Genomic DNA, 19,636 nt, shown 5'->3' on the forward strand with positions numbered 1-19,636 from the left:
CCTATGCGCCCCTATGCATCGAGATGGCAGCGCGAGAGGAAGCGCTGCAGCGCTTCGCCCGGATGCTCGCCGGTCACATGCAACGTCTGCACGCTGATGTGCCCGCCCTCGAAATCGACACCGAACTGCGCGCGCAGGCTGTCTTCGATGCGCACCAGATACGCAGACACGGCGCCCGCGCCCGACAGCGGCATCAGCGTGATGAGCGCGCGGCGGCCCTTGCCGCTCGCCTGCCAGACAACGTCCAGCGCACGGCGGCTGCGCACCACGCTCTCGAACAGCGCATCGCTGGCCTCGTCCTGGTCGAAGATGAGCGCCACCACCGACGAATCGATGCCGGTGTCGCGATGCAGGCGCGCCAGCCGCCCAAGGTCGAGCGCGAACTCGTACGGCGCGTCGGGCACGAGATCCAGGATCTCGGAGCTGACGGTGAGGTGGCGCACGCCGTCGGCGTAGTAGCCGAGCAGCACGAGCAGGAACTGCAGGTTCTCGTACGACAGCGAGAGGAACGGCATCTGGTGCACGACCACCAGGCCGATCAGCTCATCCGCGCCCGAGAGCACCGGCGCGCATGCCACGTAGCGCGAGCTGTCTTCCGGGTTGTTCACGTTCCGCAGCTCAGGGGCCTGCGGGTGGCCCAGCGTGTGGGTGTCGATGCAATGGCGGATCAGCGGGTCATCGGCAACGATGTCGAAGGGCGCCCCCACGCGGGCCACCGGTTCGGTATCGATGCGGTTGCCCGTCACGCGCACCATGGCCGCCACTTCCAGTTGGCAGGCCTGTGCCGTCCATTGCAGGAAGGGCTCGGCGCCGGGCAGTTGCGCTACGTCCGGGGCGTTGTCAGCCGAGCCGTGCTCGCGCGCGGCCAGCGCGATATTGCGCAGCTGCGTGAGCGTGTCGCGCAGCGTGGTCGGCTTGGCCAGCAGGTCGTTTTCCAGGCGCTCGTGCGAGAGGCGCAGCAGGAAGTGGTTCTTGGTGAGCGCCGCCAGCCGGTCGTTCAGGTAGCCGTTGACGGTGCGCGCGCGTGACAGCCGCGCGCCCCAGATATCGCCGTACTGCCCGCCAACCAGCACCAGCATCAGGCCGCCCAGGAAGTACATGCGCGGGAAGCTGCCGGCGGCAGCCGTCTGCCCGTAGAACACGGCCCAGGCACCCAGCACCACCAGCGCGGCCAGCGCGCCGAGCAGCGTGCCGTAGCGCAGCGCCAGGATGAGCGGCACCAGCCAGATCCACGGAAAGCCGTAGCCGAGCAGCAGCGGGTTGTCCGGCGAGAACACCCAGACGATGCCGATGGCCACCACCACCGCACCCAGCGTTTCGAGCACAGCGCTCGGGCTGGACACGGCAGGCGCAATCAGCCGCCCATACCAGGTCGACGCGCCAATGCCTTGCGCGTTGCGCCGGCGGTCAGTTCGCCCGGTCTGGCCCCGTGCATCGGCGGTGGCGCGGCCGGCCGATTGGGCGGAACCTGCGGACTCGGTCTTCATCAGCCCCGGCCCAGCGGCGAAAGCAGTTCGCGCAGCAGCTTCTGCGCCACCGCCGACACGGCATCGCGGCTCCAGCCGGTGCGGCTGCCGGCTGCGCTCCAGATCACGTTGCCGGTCTGCACGTCAATCACCTGCAGCGTGATGCCGACGGCGGGCTCGCCGTCCACGCCGACCTTGTAGCGCCATTCATCCACGGCGCCGGTCAGCGCGTAGCGGGCTTTCTCGCCGCGCGCCCAATCCAGCGCACGCGATACGGCCTCGCGCTCGGCAGGCTCGAACAGCGATTCGCTGTTCAGGTTGGCCGGATATTGCTTGAGGTTGGAGAAACCACGCGCCTTCAGGATGCTGGCCGCGATCGTCTCGGCACGCAGGCCGGCCTGCGGCGTTTCGGTGTAGTTGACGATGGGCAGCACGACCCATGCATCCGACGCGCTGGTTGCCGGCGCGCGGCCGCTATCGACCACCGCACAGGCGGACAACGCCAGCGCCGCCCCAACGCCCGCAGCCATTGCCAGCCAGCGCCGGCGGCCGGCTTTCATCGTGTTGATCAAGGGTGTCATCGCGTTCTCCCTGGAGTCTTCCGTTGTGTGCTTCATGTCGTTGCTTCCCCGTTGTCTTGTTCTTGCTTGTCGTCAGTAGAGCCAGCGGTAGCGCAGGCCGATCTCCGTCATCGGCGAGGTACCGGCGCGCGTGATGGAGGCATGGCTGAACACCAGCGCCAGATGGTCGTTGCCGAACACGCTGCCCGCCACCCCGAGCTGGAGTTGCGTGCCCCACCCTTCGCGGTTGTCGTGCAGCAGCCCGACATCCATGAACGGCCGCCACGCACGCGTATAGCGATCAAGATAGTCCGTGCCAAAGCCGAACAGCAGGCCGAACTGCGTGAACGACTGCGGCATGAAGGCGGTGGCATCGGGCGGCGTATCCCCGGTGGCGGCCGCAGGCAGGAGCCGCCCGAGCAACGCGCTCGGCGCGCCCGAGGCGCTGTAGTTCGCACGCGTGCCGACCACGCGGATCGTGTAATCGGGGTATTCCACGCGGAAGCGGTAACCGGCTTCGGCGTCGAACACCATGCCGCTGCCCAGGAACGAGCGGTCCTGTCCGTAGAAGCGGTTGCCCTCGATGCGCGCGCGGATGTATTCGCGCTGCGTCAGGCGCCAGTTGCCCCCGATCGACACCAGATCCTTCATGCCGCCCACGCGCAGCTGCGTGGTTTCGTCGGCGGGCTGGTTGCGGCCGACCGACAGCTCGGTGCCGAACGGACCGGTCTGCCCCAGCAGGCCATCCAGCCGGAACGCGTAGAACGACGCCAGCCCCTGGCGCCAGCCCACCGTGCCCTTCCACTGGCTGTCTTGCGTCTGGTACTGCGAGATCCAATCGACGCGGCGGTCCTGCGCGGGCACGCCAGTCAGTTGCGTTTCGTCGGTCGAGCGCTGGTTCCGCTGCGTGGCGCGCACCAGCATGCTGTAGTGATCGGTCAGGCGGATGCCGGCAGCCGCGCTGCTTTCAAAGTACGTGAGCGGCGCCTGCTTGAACCACGTTTCGCGCGGCTCCAGCGCCTGCGCGTTCGTCAGCAGGGTTTCCTGCAGGCGCTGGTGGATCTGCTCGTCGTCGGGTGCGGTCGTGAGACCTTCGAACGACAGGCGCTGCGCCTCGCCCAGGCGGTCCGTGAGCGTGTTCGCATCGATGCGGTTGTAGAGCGGGATGCGATCGGGCGTGTCGTCCAGCAGGCGGTTGAGCGTTTGCAGATCGCGCTCGGCCAGGGCGATGGAGATCTCGGCATAAGCCGGACGCGTCATGCGGCGCGTGTATTGCTGCAGCAGCCACGCACGCGCCAGATCGTTCGCCTCCTGCGACAGCGCCCAGCCGAGCGCGGCCTCCTTGGCGACGGCAGAGACGAGCTGGTCGCTCACGCGGGCGTTCTTGCGCTTGTCTGCCGGGTCTTGGGGCGGCTCCGGCGGCAGCGCATCGATGTCGCCAAGCTCGGATTTCTGCACGGTCGCGCTGCCGCCTTCGCGGGCCTGCCGCGTCGCGCGGCGGTCATCGCGCAGCAGCTCGATCAGCAAGCGCTGTGCAAGATCGCCCGAGCCGAACGTCTGCGCCAGCGCAACGCGGCGGGCACGCAGTTCGGTGCGGGCGCCGTCTTCAAGCGGTACGGCATCGTTGCCCGCCCCGTTGCTGCCTACGACGACACGCGTGCCGACGCGGCGGCTGGCGGGGGCCTTGTCCTTGGTGTTTGCAGCGTCCGCGCCGGCACCCTCACCACCCTCGGCACGCCACAGCAACCACCACGCTTCGCGGCGCAGGCGCCAGGCAGCATCGGCTTGCCCGGCCATTTCACGCGCATCGGCAAAGGCCAACAGCCAGAGCGGATCATTGCGCATCGAATTGCCCTGGCGGCCAAGGAAGCGCAGCGCGAGGTTGGCGTCGAACAACTGCAGCCCGGCGGCGGCATACGCGCCCCAGTAGGCGGAATCATTTTCGGCTTCGCTACGCCACAGGGCGAGCGCACGCTTGAGTTCATCGTTCTGGCCGGAATCGAGCAGACCCCACAGGAAGGCGGCTTTCACGTCGCTGCCGGCATCGGGCAACGAGACGGCGCGGCGCAGATCGCGCATGGCGAGATCCCACTGGCCGTTCTGGCGGTAGTACTCGGCGCGGGCTCCGAGCACGCCGGGGGATTGCTCGGCGGCGCGGCGTTGTTCCGGCGTGAGCGAGGCCAGCAGCCCGTCGATGCGGCGGAAGGCACGGGCGCGCGTGTAGTAGTAGATGGCCTGCTGCAACGAGGCCATCGTGCCGCTCTTGTGGAAGGCCAGTTCAGCCAGGCGGCCGGCATCGATGGGGCTGGCGTCGTAGAAATCGATCATGGCCGACAGGTCGTCGGGCTGCGCATTGCCGCCAATCAGCAGTTGCCGATACGCCTCGCGCGACAGGTCGTCGCGCTGGTTCAGGCGTGCGAGCTGCGCGAACGTGCGCCAGTAGAGATCGTCCGTCGGCGAGGCCACCTTGCTGGCGGCTTCCATGGCGGACAGCGCCTGCTCGAACTGCGCGCGCACGTAGAGCATGTTGGCGAGCTTGAGCGCATAGCGCGCGTTCGGGCCGAACTCCTTCTGCAGGCGCACGTAGGTGTCGTAGGCCTGGTCGTCCTTGCCGGCGCGCTCGGCCAGCATGGCGTAGCGCTCCAGGATCGCCTGCCGATGGGGGCCGCGCGCAATGCCGTTCAGATAGGCCAGCCCTTCCAACGGCTCGCCCAGGCGCTCATATGCGGCAATGACCTGATCAAGGAGCTTCATGTCGCCGGGCTGGCGGCTGGCCTTGTAGCGCAAGCCGGCCAGATAGGCGTGGTCTTCGTTCAGGGCAGGCGCCAGGCGCAGCACGTTCTGCCAGGCCGCGTCGTCACCGGTTGACTGCGCGTAGGCCAACCAATATTTCAGTGCGGACATCGGCTGGCGGTTCCACTCCGATACCTGCGCGGCGCGCTCGGTCCAGATCTTCAGGTCCGGGCGCTGGCGCACGGCGGCTTCGGCCACGCGCATGGCGTCGTTCAGGTTGCCGCTGCTCATGAAGACGCGGTACGCGAGGTCGTAATCGTCGGCATTGAACGGCGCAATGCCGCGCGCGATGGCCTCGCCTCCAGTGGGCCGTGCGGTGGGAGCGGCAGGGACGGTGCCATCGCTTACCTTGTCCGCCACGCGGCGGATGCGTGCAACGTGGCGCTGGCGGCGGGCCAGCCCTTCCGGCCCATCCATGAACACTGCATCCGTGGGGGATGGCAACGGCTCCGGCCGGCCCGCGAAGGTCCAGTCATGCCGCGCGGCACCCGCCGCCAGCGCAATGCCGGCCTCCGTCTGCCGCCACGACAGATGCAGCAGCCGGCGCGCGTACTGATCGGCCAGATCCGGCCGGTTGCACGCCAGGGCCAGTCGCGTAAGGAAGCGCAGCGTTTCGGTGTCGTCGAGAAGCGGGCCCGCGCGGCGTTGCGCTTCGGTCATGGCGTCGTCGAGCAGGTTGCCGCCCTGCAGCGCCTTGAGCCCGGCGATGAAGTAGTGGCGCTGCTCGTCGAGCGATTTGGCGCTGGCCTGTGCGGCAAAGTTGGCGGCGGCCGCGGCGCGGTATTCGCCCACGCCAAGGGCAATCTCGGCGGTGCGCGCCTGCCATTGCGCGGCGCGCGCCACGTCCTGCTTGGCCAGGCGCTGGTAGAACTGCACGGCAATCGCGCCCTGATCCAGCGCACGCGCCTTGCCGGCCAGGATTTCCAGCTCGGCGGCGGTCCAGCGGTAGTCCAGCGCCTGCTTGAGCAGGCCGCGCAAGTCATTCAGGATCGACGCGCGCTGCGGGTCTTTTGGCTGCAGCGCATAGGCGCGCTGCTCGCGAATCGCAATCTCCAGCAGCAGCGCTTCACGCTCGAGCGTCTTGTCGTGCAGCGCGCGCATGCGGTTGAGCATGGCTTCGGCTTCGTTCAGACGCCCGGTGCGCACGTACTGCGCGGCCAGGACGCTCAGGAATTCGCCGTCATTCGGGCGCACGCGCAGCCAGGCTTCGAGATACGCCACCGAGAGGGCATCGACCTTGCCGCCTTCCAGCAGGCGCGCTTCCAGCCGCTCACGCGGAAACATCAGGGCGAGCGCCAGCCCGATCAGCGCGCCAAGCGTGCCGATCAGCCAGGGCGGAAGCAGCCGTTCGCGCGGGGTCAGGTCAGCAGACCACATCGATGCGTTGGTAGGTCACGGATTGGGCGGCAGTGCCGTTCAAATCCACGCGCACCGTATCGCCTTGTGCACGGGTGGTGTGGGCCGGCGCGCCGTTGACCTTCACGCGGCACGCGCCAACGTTGGCCAATCGGACAAACGGCTTGTAATAGCCGCCGGCTTCGAACGACAGGCCGTTGCCGCTGCGCGAGAAATCACGCACAAAGGCTGCGGCTTCGGCAATGTACGCAGACTTGGCCGGCTCGCCGGCGGGCGCCATGGCAAAGCGTGCCGCGCCGTCGTCCAGGTGGATGTAGATACCGCCCGCTGCCTTGTCGTAGCCGACCACGCCCTGGGCATCGGCTAGGCGCGGCGTGCCGGGCGCCATCCACCGCAGTTCGCGCAAGTCGCCGTTGCCGCGCACGACCCAGTTGTCATCATCGCGGGCGATGGCCATGTCGCGGAAGTCCATGACCTTCGAGACGTATTCCGTGGTGTAGATGGGAAACACCGGTTGCGAGAGCGCGTAGTCGTAGTCCTTTTTCAGGGCCTTGAGCGACGCAAGCTTGGTGCCCGAATACATGTGGTAGTAGATGTTGATCGGCTTGAAGCGGTACGGCGCGTCGGTCATTTGCATCGTTTCAATCAGGCGTTCAAAGCCGTAGTAGGGCCCCGTCCAGTCATTGGTATAGACGTTTTCGTTCTGATTGGGCGCAAACACCTGGTAAGCACCGGGGCCCTTGTCGATGCCGATGGGGGCAATGTCCGTCCACGACGGCGAGCTGCGCGTGATGATGGTGTCGCCGCCGTTGATGTTGACCACACCGGCCTGCCACGCCATGCGCACGGCCACGTCGGGCGGCCGGCAGTCGCCCGACCACTGCAGGACCTTCACGCGCTTGCCCGGCGGCGCCAGGCGCTCGTCGATGTAGCGGATGGAGCCGGCGATCTCGCGGTCGAGGCTGAACTTGTAGCCGGGAATGGTCAGCGTGAAGGCGGTATCGCCGCCGCCCGCGTCCTTGCCGGGGCCCGCCGTCGGGCTTTGGACCGTGCGGCTCCAGTCGAATGGGTGCGAATACGTATGGGAGCCCAGCTCGACATACGGCAATGCAAACATCTTGCGGGCAACGCCTTCCAGCCGCTGCGAAATCTTCGGGTACAGGCCCGTCGGGCCCACCTCGCCTTCAATGACGGAAAGCGTGGTCGGAATGCGGTACTTGTCCCACACCTCCTGCAGCAACACCTCGCCCGAATATTCGGGGCCCGGGAATTCCGCACGGGAGGCAAAGCCGTCGCCGTCCACGTGCACGAGCATCAGGCGGCGGCCGTTCTCGCTGGTCAGGTCGGGGATGGGCATGTCGGGCAGCGCCAGCGCGCGGCGCAGAAACTCGATGGGCTGCACCACCCAGCGCGCCTGGTCGATGGTCTCCATCGAGAACACCGCGAACGGATACATCACGTAGCCGCCCCAATCCGTAATGGCCGCGGCGTCAAACTCCTGGTTGCCAGACTTCAAGCGCAACAGCGATTGCGCCGAGGCGCCGGCCCGGACGGGCACCGTCTCGTTCGCCAGCGGCCGGGGCGGCATCTCGAAGCCCATGATCCTGTCTTGCGACACCACCGACACCGGCCCGCCGTTGCGGGCACCGGCATTGGCCATGCCGCGCACGTATTGCAGGTGCAGCATGTCGGCAAGGCTGCCGTCCACCGGCAGGCCGAACCGGTTCATGAAGGCAATGCGCACGCCGTCGCGCATGCGGGCGCGCACCCATGCATTGAGCGCCGCGACCTGCTTGACCGGACTCGTATTCACCCACACCACCACCCCGGCATAGCGGTCGGGCGGCACGTCGGCGGGCAGCGGTTGATTGATGTCGGCGTATTCGACGTCGTAGCCCAGAAAATTGAGCGGCATGGCGACAAAGCGCACGCCCTCGCTGGTCTCGACGGTGGTGCGCGGGGCGCGTTCCTGCAGGATCAGCACCTTGCGCGGCAGCACCTCGATCCGCCCGACCCCGATGGTCGTCAACGCTGGATCGGTCACATACGGGATCAGCCCCTGCGCCTTGATGCGCTTGGCGGTATCGCGCGCGCAGGCACGGTCAGCCGGCGGGCAATAGTCGATCGAGATGACCGGGAGGTGGTATTCGTCGCGGATCTTGCGCGCCTGGCCCATCAGCCAGTCGCGGTCGGCGTCGTTCACCGTCTTGTATTGCTTGGCGCCCTGGTCCCAGCCGCGATACAGCGATTCAAACGCCACCGCATACGCCTGGTCGTGCACCTGCGGCAGTATCTCGAAGCCGCGGTTGAACATCAGCTTGGCATCCGGGTAGCGCGCCTTGATCGCGCGGATCACGCGCACCATGCCGGCCTCCTGTGCCGCGCGCGAGGCGTCGTCCTTGGCGACGAGGTGGTACGAGTCGAGCGTATCGAGGAAAAAGCCGCGGTAGCCCTTGTCCCACAGCGGCTTGATGGCGTGTTCGACATAGAACGCCGGCCAGTCCGGTTGGGCCTGGTCGACCACGCGGGAGGCCCACGCAGCGTTGTCGCCGAGCAACCACGCCTTGGGCAAGGCCTTGAACCAGCTCCGCTCGGGCGTGACCTCGCCCAGGCTCACGTAGGCGAACCACTGCGTGCTGGGCGTCTTGAACTGCGATGGGTCGAAGCCGTGGCCGGGCTCGACGACGACGGCATCAAAGGCGCGCAACTGGGCCACGGGCGGTTTGTCGCCGTAGTACCACGCGATGTTCGGCGCGCTGGCCGAGACGGTAGATGCAACCCCAGACGCACCGGACCCGGTGGTGGCAGGCGTTTGCTGCGCAAACGTCGTACAAGGCATCGATACGGCAGCTGCGGCAAAAAGCCCAGCCAACCGTGCGATCGTCCCCGCCGTATTCCCCCGTTTCCCCCCGGTGCGCCGCTGTAAACGGCTGAGAACCCACATGAACTGGCACTCCGCTATGCAACTATGTGCATCAATTAGGCCGATCTGCGCCGGCACTGAAGATCGGCGCCTCTCATCACGCCGTCCGGAACCGCTTTTTTTTCTTCCCGGTCGCCGCCCGCAAACGCAGGCCCCGCAAGGCATCCCGAGACAATGTGTCCGAAGGTGAAGTATCGCCGATGCCATGGGTACACAGCAAACCACATTTTTGATGACCGCCCACCCCTCTCGGACATAAACAATTGTTTGAGATCAGCCGCGCACGCCGTGGTTTGACAAAGCGATCAGGGCTGCACCATGATCAGCCGAAGCCACATTCCACGCGACCGTGCAGTTGTCGCTGCGCAACGACGCGACTTGCCCGGACGGCCCCGCCACCATGTCCGCCCTCCTCCTTGCCTTGCTGATCCTGATCAGCGCCTTTTTTTCCGCTTCTGAAATCGCCCTCACGGCATCGCGGCGCACGCGCCTGCAAACCCTGGCCGACGACGGCGACACCCGCGCCCTGCGCGTGCTGCAGCTCAAGGACATGCCCGGCAACTTCTTCACGGTGGTGCAGATCGGGGTGAATGCCGTGGCCATCCTGGCCGGTGTCATCGGCGACAGCCAGATCTCGGGGCCGCTGGCCGCGGCGCTGAGCGACTGGCTGCCCGCTGCACGCGCCGAACGGATCGCCAGCATCGCCGGCTTCATCATCGTGACGGGGCTGTTCATTCTCTTTGCCGACCTGCTGCCCAAGCGCCTGGCCGTGCTTTATCCCGAGCGCTGCGCGATGTCAATCATCGGCCCGATGCAGTCGTGCCTGCGCGTGCTGCGGCCCGTGGTGTGGCTGTTCAACGGCGCCGCCGACATGTTCCTCAAGCTGTTTGGCGTGCCGACGCACCGCGTCGACCAGATCACCACCGAAGACATCGCCGCCATGGTGGGCGCGGGTGCCGAGGCCGGCGTGCTGCGCAAGCACGAGCTGGCGGTGATCGAAAACGTCTTCGAACTGGAATCGCGCACCATCACCTCGGTGATGACCGTGCGCGACGAGGTGATCTACTTCACGGTGGACGAGCCGCTGGAGTCGATCAAGATGAAGATCATTGCGCAGCCGCACGCGGAATACCTCGTCTGCCGCGAAGACATCGACTCGGTGCTCGGCTTCATCGCGTCCAAGGACATCCTGCAGCAGATCCTGTCGGAGGAATCCTCCGCCGTGATCCGCAACATCAGCAAGCACTACGACAAGAACCTGCTGGTACTGCCGGACACGCTGAACCTGTCACAGGCACTCACGCGCTTTCGCGAAATGCACGAGCGCTTTGGCGCGGTCGTCAACGAATATGGGCTGGTGGTGGGCGTGGTGACGCTCGACGACATTGTCGGCGCGGTGATGGGCGACATCCTGTACCTGGGCGAAGACGAGCAGATCGTGCGCCGCGATGACGGCTCGTGCCTGATCGACGGCGTCACGCCGCTGGGCGACGTCAAGCGCGCCTTCGACCTCGACGACCTGCCCGGCGAACACCACGTCGAAACGCTTGCCGGGCTGGTCATCTACGCGCTCAAGCGCATTCCCAAGAAGAGCGAAAGCGTCGACATCGGGCCGCTGCATATTGAAGTGCTCGACATCGACAACCACCGCATCGATCAGTTGCTGGTGTCGCGGCGCATCGACCCGCCGGCAGCGACCGTGCCTTCGGCGTCGTGAGCGGCAAACACTTCCTTGGCGGCAAACATGCCGTTGAGGGCCGCCGGAAAGCCCGCGTATAGCGCCATCTGCAGGATCGTCTCGGTGATCTCCTTGCGCGTGAGCCCCACGTTGAGCCCCGCCGCAATGTGCACCTTCAACTGCGGTGCCGCGTTGCCCAGCGCCGTGAGCGCGGCAATGGTGGCGATCTCGCGCTCGCGCAGGGTCAGGCCCGGGCGGCAGTAGACGTCCCCAAACCCGAATTCGACGATGTAGCGGCCGAGGTCCGGCGCGATGTCGGCCATGGCCTCGACCACGCGTTCGCCGGCCACATCATCGACTTCCTTGAGCTTTTGCCAGCCCCGAGCGTAGCGGTCGTCCTGCAGGTTGGCGTGGTTTGCGGCTTGTGCGGTGTGGGTGGTCTGGGTCATGTGCGTCCTCGTTCGGTTGGCGTTTCGGCTTGTGCTTCGATTTGAGAGATGAGGAAGCAGAGCCCTTCGCGCCTTCCGTAGCCTCCGTGCCTTCCGTGGCTTTCGCGGCTTCAATCCGCGCCCGGATGCCGTCGTAGACAACGAGTTTGACGCGCAGCACGGCCAGCGTTTCGGCCCGCGCGCGCAGCTCCGCTTCCAGCGCCGCCGCATGCAACTCCAGCAGGCGTTGGCGCGCCGACACACTCTCCAGACTGTCGCCCTGGCGCCGCAGCGCGGCGTACGCCTGCATCTGCGCGATCGGCATGCCGGTATCACGCAGGCGCAGCAGGAACTCGAGCCACGTCATGTCTTCGGCACGGAAGACACGATGGCCGTTATCCCGCCGCTGCACGCTGTCGAGCAGGCCGATGCGCTCGTAATAGCGCAGCGTATGCGTCGACAGGCCGGTGGCTTCTGCAACTTGGGCGATGGTCAGGAATGTGGTCATGAACGGAGCTTAGAAGTTAGAGCGCACTCTAAGTCAAGCGACTTTACGCGAATTCTTCGGGGTCGCCCAAAACAAAGCGCCGGCCCCTTTTCGGAGGCCGGCGCCCGGGTGTGCAGAAAAATCGGCGGGCTACCGCAGATCAGCCGCCTACGCCGTACGCGCTCTTGTCCTGCTGCTTCGGACGGTGGTCGCGTTTCTTTTTCTTCTTGTGATGCTGTGCCTTCTTCTCGCCTGCGGCCGGAGCCGAGGCTTCAGGTGCCGGCGCAGCGGCGGCGGGCGCAGCGGGTGCCGTCGGGGCGGAAGCCTGCGCAAATGCGCCGGCGCTGAAGACTGTAGCCACGAGGGCAGCCAGGAGCTTGTTCATCGTGTTGTCCTTATAGAAGAGACTGGTTTGTGGCGCGTTCCGGTATCGGGTGGAGCGTGACCCAAAGCGCTCCCGCACCTGCTGTGCAATGCGCGGCCCGACATCGAAACGAGCCGCGCATCATCACGCAGTGTGGTGTAGGCCCTACCGGTTGTCCACCCGAAGCCTGACAGTACGCCCATGCGCACGGCACGGACTTGATGTGTTTCAACCCAATCGCAACAGACTTTTCAGTCGCCGAGAAACGCGCCTTGTTACGCGCGCTTACACCGTGGGCAGAACGCTTACAAACGGCAGTCATCGCGCCCGCAATGTCGGGCGTTTTTGGAGGCATGGATCGCAAATGGGACGAGATCCATGTATCTGGAGTCCCAATATCCCGCTTGAACCTGATTAAGGAGTCTCACATGAAAGTCGCTCAATCCCTGGCCGCTCTGATCGTTGCTGGTGCCTTCGCAGCCCCCGTGTTCGCAGCTGGCACCGCCTCCGCACCGGCCGCCGCACCTGCACCGGCAGCGACCGCTGCAGCGACGACCACCGATGCCGCTTCGGCACCGAAGGCTGAAGCCAAGCACGAGAAGAAGCACGCTCACAAGAAGGCCCACAAGGCTGCAGCCAAGTCGGAAGCCAAGACCGACGCAGCTTCGGCACCGAAGGCCGATGCGCCCGCCAAGCAATAAGGCTGTCGCGTCATGAAGAACGCCGGGACCTTCCCGGCGTTTTTTTTGCCTGTTTCCCAGCGCATCCACGCAGATACCCCTGGAGCTTCCCCTCCTCGATCGGGATCCCGCGCTCCGACGGTTCCCACTAGAATGGCGTGCCCGCCGTTTCCGTCGCACACATTCCTTCGAATTCCCGTCCTCTCATGCCGCTGTCTTCGCGCGCCCTGCCCCGCTTTGCGTTCTTCCTTCTGATGACCATCGGCGCATTGAGCAGCGCCGCCAACGCTGAAGGCCGCACTGAAGCCAGCGACTGGAGCATCGCTGCCGGCCCGGCGATCTACATGTCGCCCAAGTATCCGGGCGCGAAATCGAGCTTCGTGTTTCCGTGGATCGATCAGGAAATCGAATACAAGCACCGGTTCTTTTCGAAAGGGATGGACTTTGCCGGCGTGTACCTCGCGAACGACGACACGTGGCAGGTGGGCGGCAACTTCCAGTTCGACCCGACATGGCGCCATGCGCATGACGACGCGCGCCTGAATGGCCTCGGCAACGTCAACGCCACGGTGCGGGCAAAGGCGTTTGCGCAGTACACGGTGTCGTTCCTCACGCTGTCCACCGATGCGGAGCAGGACATCCTTGGTAACCGCCAGGGGTTGATCGCCAATGCCGATGTCTACGCAAGCGCGCCGGTCGGCCGCTGGCTGTTCAGCCTCGGCACCGGCGTGTCATGGACGAACGGCCAGTACATGCGTACCTTCTTTGGCGTGGACGATGGGCAGAGCGCGCGCTCGGGCCTGCCGGTATTTGCCACGCATGCAGGGCTGCGCGACATCCACTTCAACGCCATCGTCACATGCAAGCTCGATGACCGGTGGACGGCCAATGGTTCGCTTACCGTGGCGCGACTGCGTGGCGATGCGGCTGACAGCCCGATCACGCAGCGCCGCCAGCAGACCACGGCGATGGCCTCGCTCACGTACCGGTTCCGCTGACATTTCCGCCAGCATCGGGCGCCGCGATGTGCGCAATCGCTTGCGCATGGAGGTGACGGTTGCCTCGCAAACCTGTGCACACGAGGCAATCCGCTTATGAGACCAGAAGTTGCCCGGCGCGCCTCTCACCCAAACGGACCATGCTTCCTTTTCACAACAGGCATGCGCGTGGACTAGCGCAATCGCCCTGCTTTTTTTGCTAGTCTGTTTCGCAAGCGGCGATCACTTCCGATCAATGCGCGGGCAGTGAACGGTGTCTTCCCATCGGCGGCGGACACCGCAAGACAGGAGGGCTTGACCATGTTGCGGTGGATTGCAAACTGGGCCTTGAGCCACGCACCCTCTCCCGAGAAGCAGGCCGAACGCGCGCTAAGCGAATTGCGCATGGAGCTGTACCAGGCAGAGCAGCGCGTGATGGATGCACAAATGCACGCGGACTATTACCGCGCCCGTATCACGTTCCTGGAAGACGTCGTCAAGAAAGGCATCGAGCGCGTCTCCGACCAGCGCAAGGGCAAGCAGGAAAGCGCCCACGCATTGCGCGCCGGTCTCAAGTTCACGGCCGAGCTGTGGCGCGAATCGCAATCGCGCGACTCGCACATGCTCAAGCGGCGCACGGCGATGTCGTTCATCGAACCGCACGACGCGCAGGCCGACGACTCGCACGCGCCGAAGATCCACCACTTCTCGAAGCTCCCCGTGGATTCGGCGTTCGACGACAACGTGAGTGCGCTGCCCTCCAAGCACGCCGCGGCGGAGAAGGCGTAACACGTGAGCTGGCCGGCGCGGCCAGTCCACAGTGCCAGTGCCAGTGCCAGTGCCAGTGCCAGTGCCAGTGCCAGTGCCAGTGCATCAAGTACGTTGACACGTCGGCTCTCCGTGTACAGACGGTGGCGCCTACGGTGCCACCATCGACACGCCGTACTGCGCAAAGATGCGCTGCAGCTCGCCGCTGGCGCGCAGTGCATTGAGCGCGCTCTCGAGCGCCTGCGCCAGTTCACGCTGATCTGCCTTGACGGCCATGCCGACCGCCCAGCCGCGGGCTGGCAGCAGCGGCGACTGCAGTTCGGTCGCGACAAAGCGGGTGGCCGATTGATTCTGCGTCTTCAGCGCGCTTTCGTATTGGGCCCGCGTGACCATTGCCGCCGCAATCTGGCCGGAGAACAGCGCACGCAGCGCTTCGTGGGCTTCCGGATAGATCTTCATCTTGTCGCGCAGGGCGCCGCCGGCGCTGGAGAGCAGCGCGCTTGCGCCGCCTGATCCCTGCTCCGCGCCGGTCGCCTGGCCGGCGAGGTCTTCGAAACTGCTGACCTTGCCGACGCGCTCGCTGTCGTACACCAGCACGTAGCCTTCGCGGAGGTACGGCGCGAAGATCAGCACCTGGCCGTTCTGGCGAATGAAATTCGGGTCGACCGGCACATGCAGCATCACATCGGCGGGACCATACCCGAGGTAATGCCCTTTCCAGACCATGTTGCGCAGGTCACCCGACATGCCGTCGTCATCCGCATCGAATGGCAGCAATGAGGTCGACAACCCCATCTGCTTGCCGAGCGCATTGGCAAGCGCCACGTCGATGCCGCTGAATTGCCCCCCGACGTTGTCGGAGAACGGCGGCAGGCCTTTGTACAGCGCGACTTTCAGGGCACCGCTCTGGCGGATCTTCGCCATGTCGGCATGTGCCGGCACGGCGCTGATCATGGCTGCCGCGGCAAGCAGGAGGCCGGCAAGGCGGCGAAAAGCCCCGACCGCGGCCAACCGAAAACGGGCGTTCATGAGACGTCTCCTGGCGGAAAAAAATGTGCGAGCCGATGCACACGAAGGCGGGGACAGCATCGGCTCGCCAAGCTGCCAACGGGGGCAGGCCGACCTACTACTCTTGGACGCGGCGCGATTCCAGATACGTCTTGATTGACCAGACCGCTTCCTGGCTCAGCACGCCTTCAAACGGCGGCATGTAGACGCGGCCGTCGCGGGTGCGGCCGTGGCGGACCGTGGCCGTGAAGTACTGCGACACCTCGCCGTAGCAGGCCTCCTTCTTCTTGGGATTGGCCAGCGACATGCAGTCGGTGTCGAGCTTGCGCAGGTCAGGGGCGATGCCTCCGGAGATGGCCTCCAGCCCATGGCAGCGCGCACAGTTCTGGTTGAACGCGGAGGAGCCGATCCGCAGTGCTTCATCGTGTGCGGGGCCCGTCCGGTATGGATTGTCCTGACGCCAATCGGCGCCCAGTTGCGGTAAGGTGTGCGTGTCTACGGCTTGCGGTGTGACATCGCCGTGAGCGGATGCGGCTGCGGGCAATCCCCCGGCCAGAAGTGCGCAGGCAGACAGCAGCGCGAGCAAGTTGCGAGGCGTTTTCAAGAGTGTCTCCTAGTTGTCGTTGAAACGATTTTTGGAGGCATTTCTGCAAGAGCCATACCAAGGCGCGAACCTGCCGCCAATCCCGGTCTGCATCGGCCAGACGCTCTGGAGATCCGATGGGTGGGTTGGCACAGGTGCTCAGGAATGCAACACCCTGGCAAGGGTCTTGCTTCATGGCGCAACACTTCCGGTTCGTCCGCTGGTTAAATGAGGCGATCCGGGCGACCCGCACACAGATTGCGGGCGAGGTTTAAGGAGACATACACCATGACCCCTCACGCGGCAGCCGACCTGCGCGCTTCCGAGAACGCCCCGGCCACGCTCGGTGACACCCCGAACGATCAGCCCGAGCTGATCGCGCAGTCCCACGAGCGATCCAAGTCCTATGGCTTGCGGCCGTACGAGTCGCCCGACTTCTGCCCGGTGCTGCACAGCGAGCTGAAGACGGAGATCGAGCGCAGCCAGTCGCTGTTCACGCACGCGCTGCCGGTGATGGAGACGCTCTACAGCCAGATCGTCAACACGCAGAGCATGGTGATCCTGACCGACACGTCGGGCCTGATCCTGCATTCGATGGGGGACGACGATTTCCTCGCTCAGGCCAGCAAGGTGGCGCTGCAGCCCGGCGCGCTGTGGTCGGAAGCGAGCCGGGGCACCAACGCCATCGGCACGGCGCTGGCCGAGAGCAAACCCACGCTGGTCCACGGCTCGGAACATTACCTGCAAGCCAACCAGTTCCTCACCTGTTCGTGTGCGCCGATCTTCGATCCGTACGGCGCCACCGTGGGCGCGCTGGATGTGACGGGCGATCATCGCGGCTTCCACAAGCACACCATGGCGCTGGTGCGCATGTCGGCGCAGATGATCGAGAACCAGTTGTTTGCCAACACGTTCCAGGACGTGGTGTGCATCCACTTCCACTCGCGACCGGAATTCATCGGCACGCTGGTCGAGGGCATTGCGGCCTTCACGCCGGCGGGGCGCTTCCTGTCGGCCAACCGCAGCGGCGAATTCCAGCTTGGGCTGTCGATCCGCGCGCTGCATGCGCATACCTTTTCGTCGCTGTTCGGCCTGTCGATGTCGCAGTTGATCGACCGGGAACGCAGTGCGGCGGCAGGCATCGTGCAGTTGCAGCTGCCCAGCGGCGTGAAGGTGTTTGCGCGCGTGGAGTGGAAGCAACCGGCCAACCGCATGGTTGGCGGCGCGATCGGGGCCGATCTGTCGACCGAGCGCGATACGGCACCGCGCCGGGCCTACATCGAGCCGTCTCGGCAGCCGGCCAGCCTAGAGGCGCTGGACACCGGCGACGCACAGATCCAGACCGTGATCGGCAAGCTGCGCAAGGTCATCGGCAAGGACATTCCCGTCATGATTCTCGGCGAAACCGGCACCGGCAAGGAACTGCTCGCGCGCGCCATCCACGCCGACAGCCCGCGCCATGCCGGCCCCTTCATCGCCGTGAATTGCGCGTCGATTCCGGAAGCGCTGATTGAATCCGAACTGTTCGGCTACGAAGAAGGCGCCTTTACGGGCGCGCGCAAGAAAGGCGGCATCGGCAAGATGGTGCTGGCCAACGGCGGCACGCTCTTCCTCGACGAGATCGGCGACATGCCGCTGCACCTGCAAGCCCGCCTGCTGCGCGCGCTGCAAGAGCGTGCGGTCTCGCCGCTGGGCAGCAACAAGCTGATCCAGGTGGATGTGACCGTGGTGTGCGCGACCCACCGCAACATGCGCGAGATGGTGGCCAGCGGGCAGTTCCGCGAAGACCTGTATTACCGCCTGAACGGGCTGGTCGTGCGCCTGCCGGCATTGCGCGAGCGCACCGACCTGGACGTGGTGGCCAACAAGCTGCTGAAACTCGAGCAGGCCGACGCGCCGCCCATCAGCGAGCCCGTCATGCAGATGTTCCGCAGCTACCACTGGCCGGGCAACATCCGCCAGCTCGGCAATCTGCTGCGCACGGCCCGGCTCATGGCCGAAGGCGCTCCGGAAATCACCGAAGACCATCTGCCCGACGACTTTCTTGAAGACTGGCAGGCCCGCCATGGCGACCAGTCGGCTACGGACACTGCGGCAGCGGCAGCATCGGCAGCGGCTGCAACGCCTGTCGCTCAAAGCGGGGGCGGCACGCAGCCCAAGCGGCTTGCCGATGTGGAAAGCATGACGATCATGGCGGCCGTGAAGGCGCACAACGGCAACATCTCTGCCGCTGCGAAGGCGCTCGGCATTTCGCGCAACACGATCTACCGCAGGATCGACGAAGCCGGCGGCTTGCCTTCAGATACCGACTGACCACGCCGACGCGCTGATGGCGGCGCGCAGCGCTCGCGCCATCTCTCCCACCGCCAGGTGCCTGCCTGGCACCCACACCAACCGCGCTTGCGGTATCGCTGCAGACAACCGCAGCGCGTTTTCGGGCCGGCAAACGTTGTCGCCCTGACCGTGCAGCAGCGTTACGGGCAATCCCCTCGCGCCGATGCGCGCCGCCGCTCTCAGCAACGCAGATTTCCCGAGCCCCGCCCGCCGATACAGGTAGTGCGCCTGCAATTGATACTTGCGCGCCAGCGCCAGTTGCTCTGGCCAGGTTTGGCGACGTGCCTGCGGCCGCAGCGCCAACAACCGGTGCTCCGCACGCTGCCACGCACGGGCGATGTTCAATTTCTGAACAGTTGTACCAGGCTGCAACATGTCTGTTGCAACGAGAAGGCGACCACGGGCCGCGGGAAAACCCTCACCCCGTCTACCGATGCCTCGCAAGAGATCACGACCGGCACCGCGCGCGTTGAACAGCGCCTGCACATCGTCGAAACCGGTCAGGAAGGTGCCGCGCAGCACCAGCGCCGATACCGCATCGGGAAAACGATCGGCATAGGCCAATGCCAGCGCTGCGCCCCATGACCCGCCGACCACGCCCCAGCGCGCAATGCCGAGCGCCGTGCGCAACTGCTCCAGATCGGCCAGCAGCGCGCTCACCGTATTGCGCCGTAGCGTGCCGGCCGGTCGCGAACGCCCCGCGCCGCGCTGGTCCGGCAGCACAGCGCGATGCCGCAGCGGATCGAACCACGCGGCCATGGACGGCGCGCAGCCGCTGCCCGGCCCGCCATGCAACACCAGCCACGGTTCGCCGCTGTCGGGCCCGCATTGGCGCACATGCAGACAGTGGCCATCCGGCGTGCGCAGGTTGAAGCAGGCGGAGGTGGTCGGCCAGTCGGAAGTGGGCATGGATGTTGCCTTGATGACGATGCGGCTGCGCCCGGCAAACGCCTGCACAACCGCTGAACAACGCAGTGCACTCACTAACTATGCCAACCCTCAAGGAGGAGACATGAACTGGACGACGCCCGCCTATACCGAACTGCGACTCGGGTTCGAAATCACCATGTACATCGCCAACCGCTGATGCTGCGCGGCTGAGCACGCAAGGCTCCACGAGCCCGCCGGTTCTTCACGGCGGGCTTCTTTTTTTTCGGCGCGCACGCGCATGCCTTAGCGCCATGCCCTGGCCGACTTCTTGCTCAATCCGCCCGACACGTTGGATTTGCAT

General features: G+C 65.7%; 16 protein-coding genes. 6 read left to right on the top strand and 10 right to left on the bottom strand.

Annotated elements, in window-relative coordinates; translation table 11 throughout:
* Positions 1-11: 11 nt before the first annotated feature.
* The 4 genes from FUT88_RS04820 to FUT88_RS04835 all read right to left on the bottom strand — a co-directional run bounded on the left by FUT88_RS04820 (position 12) and on the right by FUT88_RS04835 (position 9,014).
* Complete coding sequence (locus FUT88_RS04820) at positions 12-1,487, bottom strand: PelD GGDEF domain-containing protein (protein WP_147214050.1); 1,476 nt, start codon at positions 1,485-1,487, stop codon at positions 12-14.
* On the bottom strand, positions 1,487-2,047 hold the full coding sequence (locus tag FUT88_RS04825) for a penicillin-binding protein activator LpoB (RefSeq protein WP_147214051.1): 561 nt from the start codon (positions 2,045-2,047) through the stop codon (positions 1,487-1,489). Before FUT88_RS04825 ends, FUT88_RS04820 begins: the two co-directional genes overlap by 1 nt.
* 72 nt (positions 2,048-2,119) lie before the next feature.
* Complete coding sequence (locus tag FUT88_RS04830) at positions 2,120-6,196, bottom strand: tetratricopeptide repeat protein (RefSeq protein WP_147214052.1); 4,077 nt, start codon at positions 6,194-6,196, stop codon at positions 2,120-2,122.
* Positions 6,183-9,014, bottom strand: a complete 2,832-nt coding sequence (locus FUT88_RS04835) for a bifunctional glycoside hydrolase 114/ polysaccharide deacetylase family protein (protein WP_261797001.1) — start codon at positions 9,012-9,014, stop codon at positions 6,183-6,185. The genes FUT88_RS04830 and FUT88_RS04835 overlap by 14 nt, the downstream gene beginning before the upstream one ends.
* Positions 9,015-9,498: 484 nt before the next feature.
* Here FUT88_RS04835 and FUT88_RS04840 point away from each other — a divergent pair, with 484 nt between their 5' ends.
* Entirely contained in the window at positions 9,499-10,815 is a 1,317-nt protein-coding gene (locus tag FUT88_RS04840) for a hemolysin family protein (protein ID WP_147214054.1), read from the top strand.
* On the opposite strand, the gene FUT88_RS04845 is transcribed toward FUT88_RS04840, so the two are convergent.
* The 3 genes from FUT88_RS04845 to FUT88_RS04855 form a co-directional block, all read right to left on the bottom strand.
* A complete protein-coding gene (locus FUT88_RS04845) occupies positions 10,755-11,225 on the bottom strand; it encodes a carboxymuconolactone decarboxylase family protein (RefSeq protein WP_147214055.1) in 471 nt (156 codons plus the stop codon). The two genes, FUT88_RS04840 and FUT88_RS04845, sit on opposite strands and share 61 nt — an antisense overlap.
* Complete coding sequence (locus FUT88_RS04850) at positions 11,128-11,712, bottom strand: MerR family transcriptional regulator (protein WP_147214056.1); 585 nt, start codon at positions 11,710-11,712, stop codon at positions 11,128-11,130. Before FUT88_RS04850 ends, FUT88_RS04845 begins: the two co-directional genes overlap by 98 nt.
* Positions 11,713-11,851: 139 nt before the next feature.
* Complete coding sequence (locus FUT88_RS04855; RefSeq protein ID WP_186829241.1) at positions 11,852-12,076, bottom strand: signal peptidase; 225 nt, start codon at positions 12,074-12,076, stop codon at positions 11,852-11,854.
* A gap of 407 nt (positions 12,077-12,483) precedes the next feature.
* Here FUT88_RS04855 and FUT88_RS04860 point away from each other — a divergent pair, with 407 nt between their 5' ends.
* The 3 genes from FUT88_RS04860 (at position 12,484) to FUT88_RS04870 (ending at position 14,501) form a co-directional block, all read left to right on the top strand.
* A complete protein-coding gene (locus FUT88_RS04860; RefSeq protein ID WP_147214058.1) occupies positions 12,484-12,756 on the top strand; it encodes a hypothetical protein in 273 nt (90 codons plus the stop codon).
* Positions 12,757-12,989: 233 nt separating this feature from the next.
* A complete protein-coding gene (locus FUT88_RS04865; RefSeq protein ID WP_147214095.1) occupies positions 12,990-13,733 on the top strand; it encodes a MipA/OmpV family protein in 744 nt (247 codons plus the stop codon).
* Between the two features lie 300 nt (positions 13,734-14,033).
* Complete coding sequence (locus FUT88_RS04870; protein ID WP_147214059.1) at positions 14,034-14,501, top strand: hypothetical protein; 468 nt, start codon at positions 14,034-14,036, stop codon at positions 14,499-14,501.
* 129 nt (positions 14,502-14,630) lie between these two features.
* Here FUT88_RS04870 and FUT88_RS04875 read toward each other — a convergent pair whose 3' ends face one another.
* On the bottom strand, positions 14,631-15,509 hold the full coding sequence (locus FUT88_RS04875) for a substrate-binding periplasmic protein (protein WP_147214060.1): 879 nt from the start codon (positions 15,507-15,509) through the stop codon (positions 14,631-14,633).
* A gap of 97 nt (positions 15,510-15,606) precedes the next feature.
* Positions 15,607-16,092, bottom strand: a complete 486-nt coding sequence (pedF, locus tag FUT88_RS04880; protein ID WP_147214061.1) for a cytochrome c-550 PedF — start codon at positions 16,090-16,092, stop codon at positions 15,607-15,609.
* Between the two features lie 267 nt (positions 16,093-16,359).
* Here pedF and FUT88_RS04885 point away from each other — a divergent pair, with 267 nt between their 5' ends.
* A complete protein-coding gene (locus FUT88_RS04885) occupies positions 16,360-18,384 on the top strand; it encodes a sigma-54-dependent Fis family transcriptional regulator (protein WP_147214062.1) in 2,025 nt (674 codons plus the stop codon).
* Here FUT88_RS04885 and FUT88_RS04890 read toward each other — a convergent pair.
* A complete protein-coding gene (locus FUT88_RS04890; protein WP_147214063.1) occupies positions 18,370-19,314 on the bottom strand; it encodes an alpha/beta fold hydrolase in 945 nt (314 codons plus the stop codon). The genes FUT88_RS04885 and FUT88_RS04890 overlap by 15 nt on opposite strands.
* A 103-nt stretch (positions 19,315-19,417) precedes the next feature.
* Here FUT88_RS04890 and pqqA point away from each other — a divergent pair, with 103 nt between their 5' ends.
* On the top strand, positions 19,418-19,492 hold the full coding sequence (gene pqqA, locus FUT88_RS04895) for a pyrroloquinoline quinone precursor peptide PqqA (protein WP_009277446.1): 75 nt from the start codon (positions 19,418-19,420) through the stop codon (positions 19,490-19,492).
* The last annotated feature ends 144 nt before the right edge of the window (positions 19,493-19,636 follow it).

The organism is Ralstonia sp. TCR112 (assembly GCF_007997035.1).
GTDB lineage: Bacteria > Pseudomonadota > Gammaproteobacteria > Burkholderiales > Burkholderiaceae > Ralstonia > Ralstonia edaphi.

Coding starts and splice junctions, on each gene's coding strand:
- FUT88_RS04820 (WP_147214050.1), bottom strand. CDS start 1,487: ATGAAGACCGAGTCCGCAGGTTCCGCCCAATCGGCCGGCCGCGCCACC.
- FUT88_RS04825 (WP_147214051.1), bottom strand. CDS start 2,047: ATGACACCCTTGATCAACACGATGAAAGCCGGCCGCCGGCGCTGGCTG.
- FUT88_RS04830 (WP_147214052.1), bottom strand. CDS start 6,196: ATGTGGTCTGCTGACCTGACCCCGCGCGAACGGCTGCTTCCGCCCTGG.
- FUT88_RS04835 (WP_261797001.1), bottom strand. CDS start 9,014: ATGCCTTGTACGACGTTTGCGCAGCAAACGCCTGCCACCACCGGGTCC.
- FUT88_RS04840 (WP_147214054.1), top strand. CDS start 9,499: ATGTCCGCCCTCCTCCTTGCCTTGCTGATCCTGATCAGCGCCTTTTTT.
- FUT88_RS04845 (WP_147214055.1), bottom strand. CDS start 11,225: ATGACCCAGACCACCCACACCGCACAAGCCGCAAACCACGCCAACCTG.
- FUT88_RS04850 (WP_147214056.1), bottom strand. CDS start 11,712: ATGACCACATTCCTGACCATCGCCCAAGTTGCAGAAGCCACCGGCCTG.
- FUT88_RS04855 (WP_186829241.1), bottom strand. CDS start 12,076: ATGAACAAGCTCCTGGCTGCCCTCGTGGCTACAGTCTTCAGCGCCGGC.
- FUT88_RS04860 (WP_147214058.1), top strand. CDS start 12,484: ATGAAAGTCGCTCAATCCCTGGCCGCTCTGATCGTTGCTGGTGCCTTC.
- FUT88_RS04865 (WP_147214095.1), top strand. CDS start 12,990: ATGACCATCGGCGCATTGAGCAGCGCCGCCAACGCTGAAGGCCGCACT.
- FUT88_RS04870 (WP_147214059.1), top strand. CDS start 14,034: ATGTTGCGGTGGATTGCAAACTGGGCCTTGAGCCACGCACCCTCTCCC.
- FUT88_RS04875 (WP_147214060.1), bottom strand. CDS start 15,509: ATGAACGCCCGTTTTCGGTTGGCCGCGGTCGGGGCTTTTCGCCGCCTT.
- FUT88_RS04885 (WP_147214062.1), top strand. CDS start 16,360: ATGACCCCTCACGCGGCAGCCGACCTGCGCGCTTCCGAGAACGCCCCG.
- FUT88_RS04890 (WP_147214063.1), bottom strand. CDS start 19,314: ATGCCCACTTCCGACTGGCCGACCACCTCCGCCTGCTTCAACCTGCGC.